This window comes from Motiliproteus sediminis (assembly GCF_017912535.1).
In the GTDB taxonomy this organism is placed as follows: domain Bacteria; phylum Pseudomonadota; class Gammaproteobacteria; order Pseudomonadales; family Balneatricaceae; genus Motiliproteus; species Motiliproteus sediminis.
In genome coordinates this window covers 104047-123477 of the sequence record NZ_JAERQK010000008.1, presented here as the reverse complement: position 1 = coordinate 123477, position 19431 = coordinate 104047, and the positions used below count along the sequence as shown (strand labels likewise).

Genomic DNA, 19431 nt, shown 5'->3' with positions numbered 1-19431 from the left:
TACCCACGATGCGGATTCGCTACAAGCTGCTCTCTTTGCTCACGTTGACCGCCCTGGGGCCGTTGCTGCTGTTCAGCCTACTGGCTTTTCGGGGGATCGACCATCTCGGGGATGAGGTCAGCCGCTACAGCAGTGATACCCTGCTGGCACAGAAACGGGCTCATCTGGAAACCCGCACCCGAACCCTGGCCGCATTGCTTCGGGCCCAGCTCGGCTTGATTGAACAGGGACTGCAGCGCCAGGTGGAAACCCTTGAAGCAGGACTGCGCCAGCCACCTGCCTCGCCCCAGCCCTACGCCTGGGCTACGGATTTTGACCGCGGCCTGGTTGCCACCGACGGCACCACTCCCGCTCACAAGGGAGAACAACGGGTCCGCCACCCCATATCCCATGCCACCGTCAGCCTGCTGCAGCCCCCCGGGGCGGCACCGGCACCCGCTGGCGACATCAATCTGCTGACATCGCTGCTGCCAGTTTATCGCAGCGTACATGCAGACCCGGCAGCAGGTAGTCTGTGGCACACCGCCGCCCTGGAGAGCGGCCTTCACAGCAGTTTTCCCGGCCACGGCGGCTACCCGGACGGCTTTGATCCGCGCCAACGTGACTGGTACCGTCAAGCCGCCGCCAACGGTGGCCTGCAGCGCAGTGATCCCTATATCGACGCCACCACCGGACGCCTGTTGATCACCCTCTCCCGCCGCTTTTTACACCCTGATGGTACCCTGGCCGGTGTCACTGCCATCGATCTGTCGCTGGACCAGACCTTTGCCAGGCTGGTCTCCGGGCAGCTCGAACAGGCACCGCTGGAGATCAGTTTGATGGCGCTGCCGCCCGGCGAAAAACGGGTCCAGCGTATTGCCGCTGCCGCGGCGGACGCTACGCAGCTGGATTGGCTGAACACCCCCTTGCCCGACTACATTGACGATACCAGCGGCCGATTGTTCGACCACTTGGCGGGGTTACGTCAGGGGCAGGTGAGGCTTGAGGCCAATACCAGCAGCGCGTCGCCGCTGCTCTGGGCCTACACACCCATCCGCCCCGGTTTCACCTACCTGTTGCTGACCCAGAGCCTGGCTGACTTCCGCGCCCAGGCCCAACAAGCCGCGGCGGCCATTCAGCGTGAAGACAATGCCCTGCTCCAGCAGCTCTGGTTCCTGGGGGCCGTTATCCTGCTGCTCTGCATTCTGGTTGCCTGGTGGGTGTCGTTTAAGGTGACCCGTTCACTGACGCGCATCGCCGCCACCGCCAACCATATCGCCAGCGGCGATCTGGATAGCCGCACCGGCCTGCACCGCAACGATGAGATCGGCAACCTCAGCAACGCGGTGGACCGGATGGCCGATAGCATCGAGGAGCTGCAAACCGAGCAGGAGAGCGCGCTGTTGCAAATGTTGCGTTCGCTGACCCGCGCGCTGGAGAAAAAAGACTCCTACACCGCCGCTCACTCGGGTCGGGTGGCCCGTTATTCGCTGATGCTGGGCAAGCGGGTAGGGTTATCACAGCAACAGTTGGATCTGCTTAAACGCGGAGCACTGGTACATGATCTGGGCAAGATCGGGGTGCCCGACAACATTCTCAACAAGCCCAGCCCGCTGAACGACGAGGAACTCGAAGTGATGTCGGAACACCCGAGCAACACTGCCTCGATCATGAAGCCGTTGGTGCGCTTTCACAGCTTTGCCGAGATCGCCGCCTGGCATCATGAACGCTGGGATGGCAAAGGCTACCCCGATGGCCTTGCCGGCGACGAGATCCCCCTGCTGGCGCGGATCGTGGCAATTGCCGACACCTGGGACGCCATGACCGGCGACCGGGTCTACCGCAAGGGGATGAGCAGCGAAAAAGCGCTGTCGATTCTGGAGAGCGAACAGGACAGCGGCCAGTGGGATCCCGCCCTGCTACGCGCATTCATTGCCATGGTCCGCGACGAGCTGAACGGCAAACAGAACGGCGCCGCAACCGACACCGCAACTCAGCAGCCCAGCCCCTGATAGCGCAACTCGGCGGCCAGAGCGGTGTCTGACAGGGCCATCTCCCTGCGGATCTTCACCCCGTTCGGCAGCCGGGACAGCAGGTAAACGCGTCACTCTTGCCCGCCCGGCCCCTGAGTTGCGCTACCCGGTTCTATCCCGGCCAGAAAGGCTAGCAGCTGCCGGCGCTGGGCGGCGTCATTGAAGGTAGCGGCATGCCCCAGCGAGTGCAGCTGCAGCTGCTTGGGTTCTCGTGCCGCGGCGAACAGCTCCCGAGTGTGGGCCAAGGGCACGACGCGGTCATGGGGACTCGCAAATACCAGCAACGGCAACGAGCGCCGGGGCAGGTGATCGACAGGATCGTACTCTTCCGGTAGCAAACGCGCCGCCGGAGCCAGCAGCCAGCGGCTCAGCCAACCGCGGCTAAGAGCATGGCGGCCGATGTCCTGATAACGGGCGAACGGAGCATCCAGCACCAACCCATCAAAGGGTGCCGCATCGGCCCGGTCGATGAATCCCGCCGCCAGCGCCCCGCCCAGACTCTGCCCCAGCAGAATCCAGGGCGGCGGCGTGTGGGTAAACAACCACTGGCTGGCGGCACTCAGATCCTCGAACACCGCCGGCAGCATCGCAACCCCGTCGGAACGACCATAGCCGCGATAATCCAGCGCCAGTACGCCATAGCCCTCGGCAGGCAGCCAGGCCACATTGGCCACGTGGGTGCTGATGTTCTCGGCATTGCCGTGCAGGAACAACAGTTGCCCCCGGGGTTCTCCCACAGCGGGCAGATACCAGCCATGCAGCCGGGTACCATCGGCGGTGGTGAGATACAGATCCTGATACAGCAGCCCCATATCGGCTGGGGTCTGTACCCAGGGCTTCATCGGGTAGAACAGCAGCTGGGAGGGGGAGCCGCAGCCACCCAGCAGCAGCGTGAGCAGCAACAAGGTGACGGGGAGCGGTCCGAATCGTTTCATAACAGGTGATGGCGATACTCGACCAGCAGGGCGTTATCGTAGCTACCGTCATCGTGCTGACGGTGCACGTAACCGGCCCGCAGCCCCTGCTGGCGGCCAACATTCCACTGCATGCCAAGATCGAAGCGTTGCCGCAACTGACCGTTGGTTAGCTGCATCAGCTTGTACTCGGCGATGCCCTGGCCCCATCGGCCCTTGTGCCGCACCCCGAAGTTGGTACCGATACCTGCCGTCAGCGCCGGGTCAAACCGGTCGTTAAACTCCAGTCGGCCGGTGGCGAGCGCAAACAGCGACGTGCGCTGCCGGTTAAGATCGTAGGTGACGCCACCGCCACCGGCAACCTGACCGACCAGGTTATCGCCAGATGCGGCATCACTGTGGACCCGCTCCAGCCCGGCCCGCACCTGCCAGGACCAGGGTGAGAACAGGGCCGAACGGGGCGGCAACGAACGAATCGATACCAGATCCAGCAGCTCCAGCTTGAGGTTACCGCCGGCATAGTACCGCAGCGCCAGCTCACCCATCTCCAGCTCGGCCCCTTCAGGGAAGCCGTCATCGGCGTCCAGCAGATCCTGATAGGCCGCGCGGATTCCCAGCTCGATAAAATCACGCTCGGCGCGCTGTCCTGCCCCCACGCGGAGCAAGCCGGAATAGTGCCCGTTGACCGGATTGGTCGGCATCACTGGCTGCGGCAACGGGGCCCGTGGTTGCTGATTCAACAGTTGCAGCAGGCGATAGCTGCGCCGGTTGGCGTCTTCGTCCCGGACCGCGCCATCCTGTTGCAACCGCAGATAATCATAAGCCCCCTGCACCAGCTGCTGTCGGCGTTCAACAGGGACCGCCGACAGCAGCTGATCAGCCTGTTCCGGTGCCCGCGTCAGTGCCTCAAGGCGGTCGATCTCATCGTCACTGAAGTCAGCGACCAGGGCGTCAAAGCGGGTACGATTGGCCGGCCGGTAGACCACCTCCCCCGCCATGCCGGCGTTGACCACCGCCCGCACCGTATCCGCCGGAATCGCATGCAGATCAAAGCCCTCGGTCAGCCGCGCCTCGGGCCGAATCAGGTCCAGCAGTTCCAACAGCTGAAACGAACAGTTCTCGTCAAAGAAGAAATAATCGAAGTTGATATCCTTCAGTTCCCACACATGCTCCAGCAGCTGATCCACTTCCGCCGCGCTGAGGTCGAGCGGATACTCCCACATGTCGCGATTCTCCATGCGGTTGTACTCCTGAATCTTGCGGTAGTAGGGCATCATGTTGAACTGACCGGGATAACCACCGAACAGGCCCTTGTAGGCATATAGCAACGAGTTGTCTTCGGTGGTGATGTTGGCACCGAAGTTGAGCGCCCAGGAGAGCCACAGCGAGCCCGACTCGGCGTCTTCCGGATCAAAGCGCAGAAAGGTGTGCCCATACATGGATGACGGGCTGTTCATATAGGCCGCCGGGAATATCAGACTGACCCGGGTTGCGTTGACCTGGGCACGCCACTCTTCATAGTCAGGACAACGGATCGCCGGCAAGGCTTTGGCGTCGATCACCCCCTGCTGCTGCAGCCAGCGATAGCGGGCCGGATAGCGGCAGCGCGGATGCGTGCGGGGGTCATCAGTTTCGGCGCTGGCCGCGTCGCGCATGGCAACCAACTCCTCAAGCGCACTGGGATCGGAGCGGCCGGCCAGGAAAAAACGTTCATCGTCGACCCGGCTGCGACCGCCGGCATCGAGATGCAGCAGCCTCTGCCAATAGGGCGACTCTGCAAGTTGTTTGAGGGATGAAGCACCGGCAACCGCCGGCATCAGTAGCGCACACAACGCGCCAATCAGGATGCGATTCATCAAATAGGCAAAATTGAGACAAAGAAAAGCCCCTGCGAACAGGGGCTTGTGGGGATCAGGACGCGTAGCGATTCAGGCGCGCGTCTGCTTTCATAACCTCATCCAGGTTGCGAGCCACATCTTCTGCGGTCACCGATTCGCTGGTAAAGATGGTGGAGAAGTTCTGGTGAGTGACCGCAGCAAAATGCTCGCGATCTTCCGGGGCAACGCCGATCATTACTGCGACCGCGTTCAAGGCTTCACCTTCGCCGCGGGCAACGTCCTCGGAAAACTCATCCATCACCGCCGCCAGACCCATCCACTTCTGACCGCCGTATGTCAGTGTGCCATTGGCGTCACAGCCGTTGGTACCAGAGGTCATGCCAAAGGTCGCGTTACCCGTAGTGCCGTTGGTAAGCGAAGCCATTACGTGAGCAGGCAGACCGGAGGAGCCGTCAAACAACATGTTACCCCAACCACAGTTGGGGCCGCCCGGGGCTTCGGCAAAAGCGGTAGAAGAAGCAATGACCAGAGACGTAGCAAGAACTAAACGCTTCATAGATAAATCCTTTTTTTCGACATTGACACAACCCGGAGCCCGAACATCAGACTCGCCAGCTCCGAAGATACTCGGGAAGTTATTCGCCGAATTCGGCGAAAAGTCAAATAAATAGCAAGAAATGGCCGCCATTGATCAGTCTGTGTACAGCCAGGCCTCAGCTACCGAGGCCACCGGCATGCCTCCACCACCGAGCGAGGCAGAATTGCCCAAGATCAAGTGCGCCTGAACCACCGTCTGCTATAGTCGCGGTCACCACCTGCAAGGAATGCAGTCTGCTCGTTGGTTTTCAAAAGATTCGCTTTCGACAAGGATGATCGATCATGAAAACCCTACAATTTATCCGTTCTTTTTTAGTCCGCCCCCTGCTTATCAGTGCCGCCTGTATCACCGCACTGAGCGGTATTCCCGCGGCCCACGCCGCTGACGGCCCGACGGCAGCCGAATACGGTGTCGTGCTCAATCTGTCCGGACGCCAGCGCATGCTGACCCAGAAAATGAGCAAAGAGGCCGTACTGGTTGCCTTGGAGGTCGACCAGTCCGGCAATGCCAACAACCTCAAGGCGACGGCGGCCCTGTTCAATACCACCCTCAAGGGCCTGCGCGATGGTGATCCGGCGGTGGGTCTGCCCCCGACCAGCAGCTCCCGGATTCTGCGCCAGCTCGACAAAATCGATAAGCTGTGGGCGGAGTTCCGTCCGGCCATCGACCGCATCAGTGCCAATGGCAGCGCCAGCCAGGCGGACATTGCTCAGATTGCCCAACTGAACCTGCCATTGCTGAAGGAGATGAACAAAGCGGTGGGCCTGTACGAGAAAGACGCGTCCGCCAACGGCCTGAAGGCGGATCCCGCCTTGGCTGCCACCATCAACCTGTCGGGCAAGCAGCGCATGCTCAGCCAGAAAATGAGCAAAGAGTTTCTGCTGATCGCCTACGGCCATGAACCCGAAGACAACAAACTCAACCTGCTGGAAACCTACAGCCTGTTCGAACGAACCCTGAAGGGCTTGCTGGACGGCGATGACACCCTGGGTCTGCCCGGCACGTCGCAGCCGGCAATCCGGGAACAGCTGGGCAAAGTTCAGGCGATCTGGACCGAGTTCAAGCCAATGATGGAGCAAGCTGCCAATCCCACCACGGCCAGCATCTCCCCGAGCATGGTCGCCAAGGTGGCAGAGATCAATCTGCCGCTACTGAAAGAGATGAATGCCGCGGTGAAGATGTATGAACAGGAATCCGCCAAGTAATAGCGGACCGCGGTGGGCCTCAACGCGCAGAAGGAGCTGACGATGTTGATCAAAACCAAACTGCTGGCCGGTGGCGTTGCCACCGCCACGCTGCTGCTGGTCACCAGCGGCATCACCCTGCTCTCGTTCAACCATCTCAATGAGGGGTTCGCCGACGTCGTGCAACGATCAAAGGTGGGGGTGGACAACTCTACCCGTGCCCAGCAGAGCACCGCCACTGCCAGTAGCGAACTGGATAGCGTCACCTCCGAGATGCAGACCACTGCCGAGGGCATCATCGTTGCGAACCAGCGGGCCAAACTGCTGGAACGCAAGATGGGCCAGATCAACGATACTCTGGCCGACCTGGCCGAGGAGGTCGGCTATATCGGTGAAGAGCTCGACGGCGGGCCGGCTCGCGACGCGCTGGATGACATTGCCGACGAGATCGGCAACATTCAGGAAACACTGCAGCGGGAAGGGATGATCAACGCCGCCGCCACGGTACGCAGCATGGACCAGTTCAGTCGCGCCGTCGGTAGCGCCGCCGACAAGGTCAAGGCGGTTAACCAGCAGGTCGCCGAGCAGGTCACGTTGGCTCAGTCAACCCTGGACGCCAACACCGGCATTCGGTCTCTGGCTACCGGCTTTCAGGGCGAGATCCACTTTGAACGCAACCTGATTGTGTCCGGCATGATCGGCTCACTGTTGATCGCCTGCGTATCGCTGTTGATCAGTCTGCGCTCGGTCATCCTGCCCATCAACCGCACGGTTGCCATGATGCAGGATATAGCCGATGGCGAGGGGGACCTCACCCAGCGCCTGGAGGTCAAGAGCGATGACGAGATGGCCCGAATCGCCGATGCGTTCAATCACTTCGTGGAAAAGGTGCAGCGATTGCTGCGTCAGGTCGAGGCCTCATCGCAACGCCTGAGCAGCGCGGCGGCTGAAGCCTACGAGATCACCCAGCACAATAGCCGCGATATTCAGGCCCAGCAGTTGGAGATCGACCAGATCGCTACTGCGATCAACCAGATGGCCGCCACCGCGCACGAAGTCGCGCGCAATGCCGTAGACACGTCCCACGCCACCGACTCCGCCCAGCGCCATGCCGAAGATGGGCGCAAAGTGGTCAATCACGCCGTCAGCACCGTCTCGCACCTGGCGTCAGAAATTGAAAACGCGGTGCAGGTCATTAACGATCTCAATGCCAAAACCACCAACATCAACGCAGTGCTGGAGGTGATCAAGGGAGTCTCGGAGCAGACCAGCCTGTTGGCTCTTAACGCCGCCATCGAGGCTGCCCGCGCCGGTGATCAGGGGCGCGGCTTCGCGGTGGTCGCCGACGAAGTGCGAGCACTGGCCAGCCAGACCGAAAACAGCACTCAGGATATCAACCGCATCATCAGCGAGATTCAGGCCCAGGCCGAGCGCGCGGTCGAGGTGATGGTGACCAGCCACGCAAGCAGCAACCAGACCGTGGAGGAGACCAACAAGACCGGCCATGCGCTGACCGAGATAGCCGACCTGGTAACCCGGATTACCGACATGAGCACCCAGATTGCCAGCGCCGCTGAAGAGCAGACAGCCACCACCGACGGGGTGAACCAGAACGTCATTCAGGTCAGCGACCTGTCGCGTAGCACGGCCGAGCGGGTGCGCCAAAGTGAAACCACCAGTCGCGAACTCAGCCAGCTGAGCGAGCAACTGCAACGCCAACTGGCGCAGTTCCGTATCTGACAGCTGTCAGGGAGGGCCATGATGGCGGCACCGACGGCTCTTGGCCGGACTCACTGCGGCCCGGTCCAGTTGTGGCTGCCGCCGGCATTCAGTGCCGTATTACCCTGATCCACCGGCAACAGTGCACCGTTGACCGCGCGCGCGGCGTCTGATGCCAGAAACAGCGCCGGCCCGACCAGGTCCTCCGGTTCCAGCAGTTTGCCCTGGGGCAGACCCTTGAGGATCGCCGGCAGCACCCGCTGCTGGAAATCCGGGTCGTTCAGATGCGCTTTCAAACCCGGGGTCAGTACCTGGGCCGGCAGCAGTGCGTTGCAACGAATCCCCTGCCCGGCATACTCCACCGCCAATTCCCGGGTCAACTGGTGCACCGCCGCCTTGGCGCAGGCGTAGGGCATCGCCCCCCGCCCCAGCGCCGACACCCCGGCATTGGAACCGATATTGATGATACTGCCGCCGCCCTGAGCCAACATCAGCGCCAGCGCCTGCTGACAGCAACGAAAGTAGCCACTGAGGCTGACATCAAGTGTCCGCTGCCAGTCCTCAAACGCCAACTGGTGTGGTTTGACCCGACTGGGAAAGGCAAAGGGCACATTGACCAGCACATCGAGGCGCCCCTCCTCGGCCGCCACCGACGCGAACAGCGCGGCGACCTGCTCGCCATCGCTGATATCACAAGGCAAGGCTCTCGCCTTGGTGCCGCAAGCCTGCAGCTGGCGCAAGGTCTGATCGAGCCCTTCGGCATCGATGTCGGCTACCACCAGCTGTGCTTCGGCCTCGGCGAACCCCAGCGCCAGCGCGTGACCGATGCCGCCGTTGGCGCCGGCGCCGGTAACCAGCACTACCTTGCCACTCATACTGAACAACCTGCTCATGCTCTGCCCTCACGCTGTGCGGTGACCCTTTCCGAGCCGGCAACATCGTCGACTGCCGCCCCCTGGCGCAGATGACGCTGATAGAACGCCCACTCCGCCTGAAGCACCTTAGCGCGGCTGTCGGCGCGGCGAAAGCCATGCGCCTCGCCCTCCAGCAGTAGAAAACGGGACGCCACCCCGTTCGCTTGCAGTGCGCAGTACATGCTGTAGGTCTGCTCGGCTGGCACCACCCGGTCGTCGCTGCCCTGGAAAAAGATCACCGGCGTCGTCAGGGAATCAGCCGACAGTAACGGCGAGCGCTGGCGGTAGCGGTGGCGCTGATGTTGGGGGTCACCTATCAGCCAGTCGAGATAGCGACTTTCGAACTTGTGAGTATGGCGCGCCAGATTGGCGAGGTCGCCGATACCGTAATGACAGCCGGCTGCGGCAAAGGGGTGTGACTGGCGCTGCAGTGCCCGCAACAGGGTATAACCGCCGGCACTATTGCCACGCACCGCCACCGCACCGACCTGGGCCCAGCCCTGTTCGATGGCATGACGGGCGACGGTAGTAGCATCGTCGCTGTCGATCTCACCCCAGCGATGGTGAAGCTGCAACCGGTAGCCGCGACCATAGCCGCTGCTGCCACGATAATTCGGCTCAACCAGGCTGTAACCCTGTTCCAGCCAGAACGCGCGCTGCCGGTCGTAAACCGCCGCCCGGTAGGACGTGGGGCCGCCGTGAAGGTGAACCAGCAGGCAACCGTTAGGGTTAGCGGCGCGGTAATAGAAGCCATGCACCCGGGCACGGCCCGCGCCGCAGCTGAAGGGTTGCGCTGGCTGCGTGGCATCATCGCCAAACCCGGCCAGCAGCGTCTGCGGCTGTGCGGATGTCGCGGGGTTTACTAGTGGGCTGCGGATCAAACGACCGGTTTGGCGATCATCACCAGCCAACGCATAGCCATACTCACCGTCCGTCTGGACCGCGGCCAGTTCGCCCCAGTTACCGGGCAGCGGCTGCCAGCGCTGCTGACGCCAGTTCAATACCCCCCAGCGCGCCCGACCCCGATCGAGAAATCCAGCGACCAGCTGCTCGGCATCGATCAGGTCGTAATGCTGCCCGCCCAACTGCCAGGGCGCCGCAGCGAACTCCGCCACCAGCGGCAGCATGCCTCTCAACGAGCTGTCGCCCCGGGGCAGATCGATCCGGTAGAGGTTCCACCAGCCACTGCGGTCACTGACTACCCACAGCGCACCATCGGCGGCAAAACGGGGTTGCAGCAAGGATTCACCATTCACTGTGCGGGAAGCAGCCTTGCAGCCGTCTACCAGGGTGGTGAGGGAACCCGCCACCGGGTCAAGATTTGAGCCAGCGACCGAGGCTAACTGCAGGCGGGTGGCGGTCCAGGGCTGGAGGGGGTGATCCCACTCCAACCACGCCAACTGCTGGCCGTTCAGGGAGGGTGCCGGTGCAGCGTAAAAATCCGCGCCCTCTGCAAGCACCAGCCGCTGGGGACAGATCCGGGAGATCGCCACCAGCCGGTTCGTCACCTCGCCATCCCGGTGCTGCTCCTCCACCGCCAGCAGGCGCTGATGCGCCTCATCCAGCACCAGATCGCCGTAACGGCACGCCGTCGCGCGCCACCACAACTGGGGAGGCTCACCGTTCCAAGGTTGCAGATAGATCCCCTGATCTCGGTCGTTGACGAACCAGGCACCTTCAGGGCCCGGTACCCAGGCACCACCACCGTACTCATGCACCCGCGAACGGACGCTGAACCGGGCCGGTGTCAGGCGGACCGCAGCAGCGCACGATCCGCGGCCGCTTCCGGCCTCGGCAATGCGCAGCGCCCATAAGCTGACTACACCGGCAGCGGGATCCGTTTGCAGCCAGCCACAACGGCCAAAGCCGAGCTTGAGCTCGGCCCGTTGCTGGCTGTTTTGCGCCGCCTGACTGGCGGCATCAATCACCCTTTGGGGTATCGCGTCACCCTTTGGCAATCAGTCGCTCCGCCTCCGCGCTGTTGTGGTGGTTGCGCAGCAACAACGGTTGCTGCTGCATGCCCTGCTCCGCCCGCTCGCGGGCGTCGGTAATCAGGTGGTGGTGGGGTGATTTGCTGCACACCGGATCGGCGTTGGCGGCGTCGCCGGTCATGGCGAACGCCTGACAGCGGCAGCCGCCGAAGTCTTTCTCTTTCTCGCTACAGGAGCGGCAAGGTTCTTTCATCCACTCGTAGCCCCGGAAGTGGTTGAAGCCGTTGGAGCGATACCAGATCTCTTCGACCCTGGTCTGGCGCACGTTGGGAAAATCGATTGGAAGTTCACGGGCGCTGTGACAGGGCAGCGCAGTACCATCCGGGGTGATGGTCAGAAACAGGTTGCCCCAGCCGTTCATGCAGCCCTTGGGGCGCTCCTCGTAATAGTCGGGGGTCACAAAGATCAGCTTGGGACCGCTGCCGTTAAGCCGGGCACGGTAGTCATTGGTGACCGCTTCGGCCCGCTCCAATTGCGCCCGCGTGGGCAACAGGTGGTCCCGATTCAACAGCGCCCAGCCGTAGTACTGGGCGGTGGCCAACTCCACGTAATCCGCCTGCAACTCCATCGACAGTTCGATGATACGGTCGATCTGCTCGATATTCTGGCGGTGGATCACGAAGTTAAGCACCATCGGGTAGCCCTGGGCCTTAACCTCCTGCGCCATCGCCAATTTCTGCGCAAACGCCTTGCGGCTGCCGGCGATGCGATTGTTGAGTTCTTCATCGCTAGCCTGAAAGCTGACCTGGATATGATCGAGGCCAGCCTCACGAAAGGCGGCGATGCGAGCCTCGCTCAAGCCAATGCCGGAGGTGATCAGATTGGTGTAGTAGCCCAGCTCCCGCCCACTCCTGATCAGGATTTCCAGGTCCTGACGCAGCAGCGGCTCGCCGCCGGAAAAACCCAGCTGAGCCGCTCCCAATGCGCGTGACTGCTCGAACACCGACAGCCAGTCGTCGGTATCCAGTTCATCGTTGTAACGCAGCGCTACCGGGTTGGCGCAGTAAGCACACTGCAACGGGCAGCGGTAGGTCAGTTCTGCCAGCAACCACAACGGGTTGCTGACCTCGCCCGGGGCGGAGTCAGGCATAATCGATCCAGCGCTGCTCATGGGCATCTCCGAGAAATTCGCGAATATCCTGCTCAATGCCGTCGGCCTCGGGGAACCGGGCTTTCAGGCAGGCGATGATGGCGGCCACATCGCGCTCACCATCGACGCAGGCGAGGATCTCGCCGGCCGGGCCATTGAGCTTGACCATCCCTTCCGGGTAGAGCAGTACGTAACAGTCTTGCGCCGGTTCCCACTGAAAACGGAAGTGGCGATTGAGCGCCGGTACCGCCGCCGGCAACGCCAGCGCGCTCACCGGTAGATCCCCCGGTGGCAGGTTACGGACTGGTCGATATTGTGGTACGGCGCACGCTCAAGCTCATACGCCATACTCATGGCATCAAGCATGGTCCAGAGAATATCGAGCTTGAATTGAAGGATATCCAGCGCCCGGTCCTGCTGGTCGCGGCGGGTAAAGTGGTCCAGCGTCACCCGTAGACCATGCTGCACATCACGCCGTGCTTCGGTCAGGCGGTTGCGGAAGTACTGCAGGCCGTGGGACTCGATCCAGGGGTAGTTTTGCGGCCAGGTATCCAGCCGCGACTGATGAATCTCCGGGGCAAACAGTTCGGTCAGCGAGGAGCAGGCGGCCTCCTGCCAACTCGCCCGGCGGGCAAAGTTAACATAAGCATCAACGGCAAAGCGCACCCCCGGCAGCACATGCTGCTGGCTCAGCAGTTCGTCACGCGGCAGGCCACAGGCTTCACCGAGTCGCAACCAGGCCTCGATCCCGCCCTCGGCCTCGCCGTAGCCGTCATGATCCAGAATACGCTGCACCCACAGGCGGCGTTCGTCGCGATCCCGGCAGTTGGCCAGAATATTGGCATCCTTGACCGGAATATTGACCTGATAATAGAAGCGGTTCGCCACCCAACCGCGGATCTGTTCCGGTGAGCAGCGCCCCTGGTGCATGGCGATATGGAAGGGGTGATGAATATGGTAACAGGCCCCCTTGGCACGCAACTGGCGCTCGAACTCGTCGCGATCCCAGGGTGGCTCATCGTAACCGGCGGGTGCAAGTGGGACAGCAGCATCGGCAGCGTACATGGCAGGACTCCTCAGAGTTCGATCTCCAATCCGTCGTGGGCGACGTCGATACCGAGCCGGGCCAGTTCGGCACGTTGCGGCGAGTCGTTATCCAGAATCGGATTGGTGTTATTGATATGGATCAGCACCCGGCGTTTGTGCGGCCAGCGACCGAGCAGCTCGATCATGCCGCCGGGCCCCGATTGCGGCAGATGGCCCATGGAGAGGCCAGTCTGGGTGCCAACTTCGTTGGTGATCATCTCGTCATCGGTCCACAGGGTGCCGTCGACCAGCAGGCAGTCGGCGCGTTCCATCCAGGGCAGCAGGTGCGGCTCGATAGCCCCGAGTCCGGGGGCGTAAAACAGGCTGCCGCCGCTGTGCCGGTCCCTAACGAAAATGCCGATATTATCGCCGGACACCGGATGACCACGGCGCGGCGAATAGGGCGGTGGCTGACTGGTCAGCGGCAGCGCGGTGATCTCAACACCGGGCAGCGCCGGTATTGAAAAGCCGCTGCCGTCGATCGCAACGGGATGACGCTGCAAACCACCGTTCCACTTGGTCAGCATCGGAAAGATCGGGAAGCCGCTGCAAAGGTCGTCGTAGACCGGGTCGGTGCAGTACACCTCCAGCGGGCAGCCTTCACGCAGCATCAGCAGGCCGCTGGTATGGTCGATCTGGGCGTCCATCAGCAGCACCGCATTGATGCCGGTATCACGCAGCTTACGGGCGGGCTGTAACGGCGCAAATCCGGCCAGCTGGGCACGAATATCCGGCGAGGCGTTGCATAGTAGCCAGTGTTCGCCGTCGGCACTGAGGGTAATGGAGGACTGGGTGCGCGCATCGGCGTTGATCCGCCCTTCGCGGTAGCCGCGGCAGTTGCGGCAGTTGCAGTTCCACTGCGGAAAACCGCCGCCGGCGGCTGAACCCAAAACCCGTATGTGCATCGGCCTGCCTCCTGAATTTGGTTAAACCGCGCCCGGGAGTGTCACCGGGCGCGACCCGGTCAGCGGTTACTGAAATACATGGTGACTTCGAAACCGATACGCAGGTTGGTGTAAGCGGGCTTGCTCCACATGGGTCGTACCTCTTGTTATTAGCAGCACGGCGGGCCATTCCCACCGACACAATCCCATGCTAACGCCGTGACATTTATCACCCCACCGCACCATAGAGGGCTATTAACCCTCCCTTGGTCGTAGTTCGTTAGTACTGGCTGGCATGGTCGGCAGCACGCAAGCCGGGAACGTTATTGCTTTTTATCAATAAAACATTGATTAGTTCGAACGACCGTTTGCATCGCGCCCACAACCTGATAGCGTTAACCGACCCTTTTACTGGGATTAGTTCCCGTTCGAGACCCTGGCCGTTATGTCGATTCGCACCCGTGTCCTGCTGGTTCTGCTCACGCTGTTTAGCCTCTATGGTGCAGCGGACTTTGCCATTCGTCAGCAGATGGTGTGGCCGAGCTTCCAGGCGTGGGAACGCCATAGCGCGGACGGCATCGTGGCGCGGTTTGAACACCGGCTGCAGCAGGAGCTGAATTTCCTTAATCTGCTGGCAACGGACTGGGCGATCTGGGACGAAAGCTACCGCTTTGCCCGCGGCACCAACCCGGCCTACATCGACCGTCACCTACCCTCCGGCACCCTGCCACAGGTGGAGATCGATCTGTTTGCCATCTACGACAATCGGGGCCAGCGCCTCTTTTTTCGCAGTATCCAGCGCCTACCGGGCGAAATTCAGGAACAGTTGACCCCTCAAAACCTGACTCCGATCCACCGGCTACTAGGATTTTCCAACGCCGTGTCGCTGCCTGAACGCGCCGCGGGCGGGGTTCTGATCACTACCCAAGGTCCATGGCTGGTCGCCTCACGCCCCATCCTGACCAATGACGGCGAGGGCCCCGTTGCCGGTACGCTGGTTATGGCACGTGAACTTAATGCCGCCCGGGTCAGCCGGTTTGCCGAAGAGGAAGCGATTACGTTGGACTATCGCTGGAGCGCGTCAGCCGCTCCCGTTGAAGGATCCGGTTTTGCCACTCGTGGCGGAGACACCCGCTTCATCGAACTCTCAGGCCAGCGTCTTGCCGCCCAGCGCCGTCTCAACGCTGCCGATGGCAACGCCAGCCTGACGCTGACCGCAACCCTCTCGCGCGCCCTCACCCAGCAGAGTTACCAGCAGGCGCAAAAAGCCTGGATGACCACGGCGGGGTTAGGTCTGGCGATGCTGCTGTTGTTGGCTTGGTTGCTCAACCGCACCATCGTGCGGCCCATTACTGATCTGTCGCGAGTGATGCAGCAGGTGGTCGAGCGGAACGACTACAGCTTGCGCCCGCGGATCAAACGGCGTGACGAGTTGGGTCACCTGTCGATCGCGCTGGAGGAGCTGCTGCAGCGCATTGAAGGCCAGAATGCCGCCAAGCAGATGCACAGCCGGCGTCTGCAAAAGCTCGCCGACACCGATGCGCTGACCGGCATTGCCAACCGCCGCGCACTGGAAGATTACCTGCATCTCTGCTGGACCCGCAGCCGGCAACAGCAGCATCCCATGTCGGTCATTCTCTGCGACATCGACCACTTCAAATCTTTCAACGATCACTATGGCCATCTGCAAGGCGATCAGTGCCTGCAGCAAGTTGCCGAGATCATGAACCGCCACATTCATCGGCCCGGTGATACCCTGTTCCGTTATGGTGGCGAGGAGTTCGCAGTGCTGTTACCGAACACCGATCTGGACGGCGCGAGACAGCTGGCGGAGAAGCTTCGCCACGCCCTGGAACGGGCCTGCCTGATCCATGACGCCAGCCCCGGCGGCAAGGTAACGCTCAGCCTCGGCGTGGCTACAGCAATCGGCAACGATGGACCGGCGCGGATGCTGCTCGATGCCGCCGATCGTGCCCTGTACGATTCTAAAGACGCCGGACGTAACCGCGTCACTAGCGCCGCCGCACTATCAGCTCCAGCCGATCGGGATCACTTCCGTATCGAATCAGCCTGAACCGCCCAACAGCGGAGGGTTTGCAATGAACGCCGGTAGTGATAGTGGAACTGCTCCGCACTGTAGCGCTCCTCCACTGCCACCGGGCAAGCCCAGCGGGCCGCACAGTGGCCCGCACAGGGGCTGTTGTGCTCAAGACGAAAACGGATACAGGCAGCCGTGGCGTCCGGTCGATCCAGCACCTGACCACTGCAGGACGTGATACAGGGGCGCTCCACACAGCGACTGCATGGAGAACCGCCCACCGGCGTGCTGAAGGGATGCAGCCCGGTATCGGTCAACACCACCGCACGATAGGCAAACCAGCTGCCCCAGCGCTCACTGATCCCAACTCGAAACGGCGACGAATGATGCCATCCGGCCAACGCCCCGAGCTGCTGCAGAGCCACCCGTTCGCTACCGGGGTAAATGATGCGGTAGCGATGCCCTGCCAATTCGTCGTTAAACAGCCTGGCAACCTGAGCGCGACTGTAATCGTCGATGGGGTCCGCTCGAGCAACTGCATCGCCGCTCACCGCACCGGCATCGGTTAGCTGGTGCCACAGGGTCGGCCCGGCATGGCCCAGTAACAGCAGCTGAGACCAGTCGGCCGCATCCTCTGCCAACTGAGATTGGAGCGTCACCGGCAAGTCCCGCAGATTAAACAACGCCTGCAGATTAAGGCCTGCGTCTGCCAGGCCAGCAAAATGAGAGGGGGGGGTCATCAGCAGCTCCACCTAGCGCCCCGCGACCGGAGCCAAAAACAAAAACCGGTAGCAAAGCACCGGTTGTGGAAAGCATAACCACTAAGATCGTCGGAATGAAGCAAAGCGTCCCGACAGGGGTCCCCGCCGCGCCAGGGCGGCGGGGTTGGCAGGACTCAGAAGAAACCCAGCGGGCTGGTGCTGTAGCTCACCAGCAGGTTCTTGGTCTGCTGGTAGTGATCCAGCATCATCTTGTGGGTTTCGCGGCCGATACCGGACTTCTTGTAGCCACCAAAAGCGGCGTGTGCCGGATAGGCGTGGTAGCAGTTGGTCCAGACGCGCCCGGCCTGAATGCCGCGGCCCATCTTGTAGGCGCGGTTCATGTCGCGGGTCCAGACACCGGCACCGAGGCCGAATTCGGTATCGTTAGCGATCGCCAGCGCTTCCGCTTCGTCCTTGAAGGTGGTGACGCTGATCACCGGGCCAAAGATCTCCTCCTGGAATACGCGCATGGAGTTGTTGCCCTTGAGAATGGTGGGCTGAACGTAGAAGCCGCCGCCATACTCGGCACCCACTTCGGCCGCCTGGCCACCGAGCAACACCTCAGCACCTTCGTTACGACCGATCTCCAGATACCCCATGATCTTGTCAAACTGCTCTTGCGACGCCTGCGCACCCACCATGGTATCGGTATCCAGCGGGTTGCCACGCTTGATGTGGCCGGCGCGCTCGATCACCATGCCGATGAACTTTTCGTAGGCGCCTTCCTGCACCAGCAGGCGCGACGGGCAGGTACAGACCTCACCCTGGTTGAAGAACGCCAGTACCGCGCCCTCCACGCACTTGCTGAGATAGTCATCTTCGTGATCGAGGATGTCATTGAAGTAGATGTTCGGCGACTTACCACCCAACTCGACGGTTGAGGGAATGATGTTCTCCGCCGCGCACTTGAGGATATGCGAGCCCACTGGAGTGGAGCCGGTGAAGGCAATCTTGGCAATCCGGGTGCTGGTGGCCAGCGCCTGCCCCGCTTCGGCACCAAAACCCTGCACAATGTTGAGCACACCCGCCGGCAGCAGGTCGCCGATGATCTCGGCCAGCACCATGATCGACATGGGGGTCTGCTCGGCGGGCTTGAGGATCACACAGTTACCTGCGGCCAGCGCCGGTGCCAGCTTCCAGGCCGCCATCAACAGCGGAAAGTTCCAGGGAATGATCTGGCCGACCACACCCAGTGGCTCATGGAAGTGGTACGCAGCGGTGTTCTCGTCAATCTCGGCCAGGCTGCCTTCCTGGGCACGGATGCAGCCTGCAAAATAACGGAAATGGTCGGCGGACAGCGGCACATCGGCAGCCAGCGTTTCGCGTACCGCCTTGCCGTTATCCCAGCTCTCCGCCACCGCCAGCTTCTCCAGATTGGCTTCAATGCGGTCAGCGATTTTCAGCAGGATGTTGGATCGTTCGGTGACCGAGGTCCGCCCCCAGCCATCTTTGGCCGCATGGGCGGCATCCAGCGCCAGCTCGACATCCTTGGCACAGGAGCGCGGAATTTCGGCGATCACCTCGCCGGTAACCGGGCTGGTGTTGCTGAAATAGCGGCCTTCGGTAGGCTCTTTCCACTGACCGCCAATGTAATTGCCGTAACGACTTTCAAAGGAGACGACGGCTCCCTGTGCACCTGGATTTGCGTAGATCATCTGTGTATCCCTATCGTGTTGCTGTTGTTATAGCGGAGCATTTGGCTATAGCTCCGTGAGTCACCAGCAGACTAGCGCCGCTCACGACCCGTCAAAATGGTACTTTGGCGCTCAGGTACTAGGCCGATGGTCGTACGCCCGATTGCACCCGTATCCTCCAGCTAACTTATTAGTAATTAATAAAAAGGGCGCCGTCAGGCGCCCAAGCAAAGAAGAACGGAGAACGAAGATTCAGTCGGTTTCCGGCAGGTAAAAGCCAACCCCCAGCACGTAGTCACCGACCCGGCGAATGCGGCTGAACTTGTGCTCTACATCGTTGCTCTGGCGGTTAAGCCACTCATATTCCACGATGCCGTAACCCATGACCTCAGCCAGTTTGAGAATCTGCTGACCGACCGGCGTACCGGCGGCATCAGAGACCTCCGCCAAACTGCTGCCTACCAGCGCCGGATTAGCCCCGGAGGCGTAGTATTTACCCTTCATGTCGATGGCAAAGATATACAGATCCTTTTGCACAAAGGGGCCACTGGGGTTATTGAAACTGGCAAAGGCGGCCTCAGGACCGCTTTTCTCCAGCTCGAGAATGGCATTATCCAGCAGCAACTTCGCCTGCCGTGAGGTGCCGCGGTCGGCATTCGCCACCGCAGGCAGCAGGGTCAACAGCGCCAGCAGCACTGCGGTCAGTCGGGTCATCGGTCGCATAGTTCACTCCTCAAGGGGTCGGCCAGTGGTCAGATATGGCTATCG

17 protein-coding genes are annotated in these 19431 nt (G+C 61.7%); 4 read left to right on the top strand and 13 right to left on the bottom strand.

Annotation, left to right across the window (positions count from 1 at the left end):
- The first annotated feature begins 8 nt into the window (after positions 1-8).
- Positions 9-1991 (top strand): HD domain-containing phosphohydrolase, encoded by a 1983-nt coding sequence (locus JJQ76_RS13915; protein WP_210397476.1) that lies wholly within the window; start codon positions 9-11, stop codon positions 1989-1991.
- Positions 1992-2083: 92 nt separating this feature from the next.
- On the opposite strand, the gene JJQ76_RS13910 is transcribed toward JJQ76_RS13915, so the two are convergent.
- The 3 genes from JJQ76_RS13910 to JJQ76_RS13900 are packed head-to-tail and all read right to left on the bottom strand — an operon-like array spanning position 2084 to position 5320.
- Entirely contained in the window at positions 2084-2947 is an 864-nt protein-coding gene (locus JJQ76_RS13910) for an alpha/beta hydrolase (RefSeq protein WP_210397475.1), read from the bottom strand.
- Positions 2944-4782 carry an Lnb N-terminal periplasmic domain-containing protein gene (locus JJQ76_RS13905; protein ID WP_210397474.1) on the bottom strand — a complete coding sequence of 613 codons (1839 nt, stop codon included), beginning with the start codon at positions 4780-4782 and terminating at the stop codon, positions 2944-2946. Before JJQ76_RS13905 ends, JJQ76_RS13910 begins: the two co-directional genes overlap by 4 nt.
- A gap of 55 nt (positions 4783-4837) precedes the next feature.
- Complete coding sequence (locus JJQ76_RS13900) at positions 4838-5320, bottom strand: DUF3015 domain-containing protein (RefSeq protein WP_210397473.1); 483 nt, start codon at positions 5318-5320, stop codon at positions 4838-4840.
- Positions 5321-5643: 323 nt separating this feature from the next.
- On the opposite strand from JJQ76_RS13900, the gene JJQ76_RS13895 reads away from it, so the two are divergent.
- Together JJQ76_RS13895 and JJQ76_RS13890 are read left to right on the top strand one after the other, a co-directional pair.
- The gene (locus JJQ76_RS13895) at positions 5644-6567 is read left to right on the top strand and encodes a type IV pili methyl-accepting chemotaxis transducer N-terminal domain-containing protein (RefSeq protein WP_210397472.1); all 924 of its coding nucleotides are present in this window, start codon (positions 5644-5646) and stop codon (positions 6565-6567) included.
- Between the two features lie 42 nt (positions 6568-6609).
- The gene (locus tag JJQ76_RS13890; RefSeq protein WP_210397471.1) at positions 6610-8286 is read left to right on the top strand and encodes a methyl-accepting chemotaxis protein; all 1677 of its coding nucleotides are present in this window, start codon (positions 6610-6612) and stop codon (positions 8284-8286) included.
- A 50-nt stretch (positions 8287-8336) separates the two neighbouring features.
- On the opposite strand, the gene JJQ76_RS13885 is transcribed toward JJQ76_RS13890, so the two are convergent.
- Genes JJQ76_RS13885 through pqqA form a run of 7 tightly spaced genes read right to left on the bottom strand, consistent with a single transcriptional unit; the run spans position 8337 to position 14382 of the window.
- Positions 8337-9140, bottom strand: coding sequence for an SDR family NAD(P)-dependent oxidoreductase (locus JJQ76_RS13885; protein ID WP_210397470.1), 804 nt, complete (start codon positions 9138-9140; stop codon positions 8337-8339).
- A 14-nt stretch (positions 9141-9154) separates the two neighbouring features.
- The gene (locus JJQ76_RS13880; protein ID WP_210397469.1) at positions 9155-11137 is read right to left on the bottom strand and encodes an alpha/beta hydrolase family protein; all 1983 of its coding nucleotides are present in this window, start codon (positions 11135-11137) and stop codon (positions 9155-9157) included.
- Positions 11124-12260, bottom strand: coding sequence for a pyrroloquinoline quinone biosynthesis protein PqqE (pqqE, locus tag JJQ76_RS13875; protein ID WP_246480816.1), 1137 nt, complete (start codon positions 12258-12260; stop codon positions 11124-11126). Before pqqE ends, JJQ76_RS13880 begins: the two co-directional genes overlap by 14 nt.
- Positions 12253-12534, bottom strand: coding sequence for a pyrroloquinoline quinone biosynthesis peptide chaperone PqqD (pqqD, locus tag JJQ76_RS13870; protein ID WP_210397467.1), 282 nt, complete (start codon positions 12532-12534; stop codon positions 12253-12255). Before pqqD ends, pqqE begins: the two co-directional genes overlap by 8 nt.
- A complete protein-coding gene (pqqC, locus tag JJQ76_RS13865; protein WP_210397466.1) occupies positions 12531-13325 on the bottom strand; it encodes a pyrroloquinoline-quinone synthase PqqC in 795 nt (264 codons plus the stop codon). Before pqqC ends, pqqD begins: the two co-directional genes overlap by 4 nt.
- Before the next feature lie 11 nt (positions 13326-13336).
- On the bottom strand, positions 13337-14251 hold the full coding sequence (gene pqqB / locus JJQ76_RS13860; RefSeq protein WP_210397465.1) for a pyrroloquinoline quinone biosynthesis protein PqqB: 915 nt from the start codon (positions 14249-14251) through the stop codon (positions 13337-13339).
- 59 nt (positions 14252-14310) lie between these two features.
- On the bottom strand, positions 14311-14382 hold the full coding sequence (pqqA, locus tag JJQ76_RS13855) for a pyrroloquinoline quinone precursor peptide PqqA (protein ID WP_210397523.1): 72 nt from the start codon (positions 14380-14382) through the stop codon (positions 14311-14313).
- A gap of 293 nt (positions 14383-14675) precedes the next feature.
- Between pqqA and JJQ76_RS13850 the strand changes: the two genes are divergently transcribed.
- Positions 14676-16304: a sensor domain-containing diguanylate cyclase gene (locus JJQ76_RS13850; RefSeq protein WP_210397464.1), complete on the top strand. Its 1629-nt coding sequence runs from the start codon at positions 14676-14678 to the stop codon at positions 16302-16304.
- Here the strand turns inward: JJQ76_RS13850 and JJQ76_RS13845 are convergent.
- The 3 genes from JJQ76_RS13845 to JJQ76_RS13835 all read right to left on the bottom strand — a co-directional run bounded on the left by JJQ76_RS13845 (position 16280) and on the right by JJQ76_RS13835 (position 19386).
- Positions 16280-17008, bottom strand: coding sequence for a hypothetical protein (locus JJQ76_RS13845; protein ID WP_210397463.1), 729 nt, complete (start codon positions 17006-17008; stop codon positions 16280-16282). The genes JJQ76_RS13850 and JJQ76_RS13845 overlap by 25 nt on opposite strands.
- A 155-nt stretch (positions 17009-17163) precedes the next feature.
- Positions 17164-18684 carry an acetaldehyde dehydrogenase ExaC gene (gene exaC / locus JJQ76_RS13840; RefSeq protein WP_210397462.1) on the bottom strand — a complete coding sequence of 507 codons (1521 nt, stop codon included), beginning with the start codon at positions 18682-18684 and terminating at the stop codon, positions 17164-17166.
- 231 nt (positions 18685-18915) lie between these two features.
- Positions 18916-19386, bottom strand: coding sequence for a cache domain-containing protein (locus tag JJQ76_RS13835; RefSeq protein ID WP_210397461.1), 471 nt, complete (start codon positions 19384-19386; stop codon positions 18916-18918).
- Between the last annotated feature and the right edge of the window lie 45 nt (positions 19387-19431).

Coding starts and splice junctions, on each gene's coding strand:
- JJQ76_RS13915 (WP_210397476.1), top strand. CDS start 9: ATGCGGATTCGCTACAAGCTGCTCTCTTTGCTCACGTTGACCGCCCTG.
- JJQ76_RS13910 (WP_210397475.1), bottom strand. CDS start 2,947: ATGAAACGATTCGGACCGCTCCCCGTCACCTTGTTGCTGCTCACGCTG.
- JJQ76_RS13905 (WP_210397474.1), bottom strand. CDS start 4,782: ATGAATCGCATCCTGATTGGCGCGTTGTGTGCGCTACTGATGCCGGCG.
- JJQ76_RS13900 (WP_210397473.1), bottom strand. CDS start 5,320: ATGAAGCGTTTAGTTCTTGCTACGTCTCTGGTCATTGCTTCTTCTACC.
- JJQ76_RS13895 (WP_210397472.1), top strand. CDS start 5,644: ATGAAAACCCTACAATTTATCCGTTCTTTTTTAGTCCGCCCCCTGCTT.
- JJQ76_RS13890 (WP_210397471.1), top strand. CDS start 6,610: ATGTTGATCAAAACCAAACTGCTGGCCGGTGGCGTTGCCACCGCCACG.
- JJQ76_RS13885 (WP_210397470.1), bottom strand. CDS start 9,140: ATGAGTGGCAAGGTAGTGCTGGTTACCGGCGCCGGCGCCAACGGCGGC.
- pqqE (WP_246480816.1), bottom strand. CDS start 12,260: ATGCCTGACTCCGCCCCGGGCGAGGTCAGCAACCCGTTGTGGTTGCTG.
- pqqC (WP_210397466.1), bottom strand. CDS start 13,325: ATGTACGCTGCCGATGCTGCTGTCCCACTTGCACCCGCCGGTTACGAT.
- pqqB (WP_210397465.1), bottom strand. CDS start 14,251: ATGCACATACGGGTTTTGGGTTCAGCCGCCGGCGGCGGTTTTCCGCAG.
- JJQ76_RS13850 (WP_210397464.1), top strand. CDS start 14,676: ATGTCGATTCGCACCCGTGTCCTGCTGGTTCTGCTCACGCTGTTTAGC.
- JJQ76_RS13845 (WP_210397463.1), bottom strand. CDS start 17,008: ATGACCCCCCCCTCTCATTTTGCTGGCCTGGCAGACGCAGGCCTTAAT.
- exaC (WP_210397462.1), bottom strand. CDS start 18,684: ATGATCTACGCAAATCCAGGTGCACAGGGAGCCGTCGTCTCCTTTGAA.
- JJQ76_RS13835 (WP_210397461.1), bottom strand. CDS start 19,386: ATGCGACCGATGACCCGACTGACCGCAGTGCTGCTGGCGCTGTTGACC.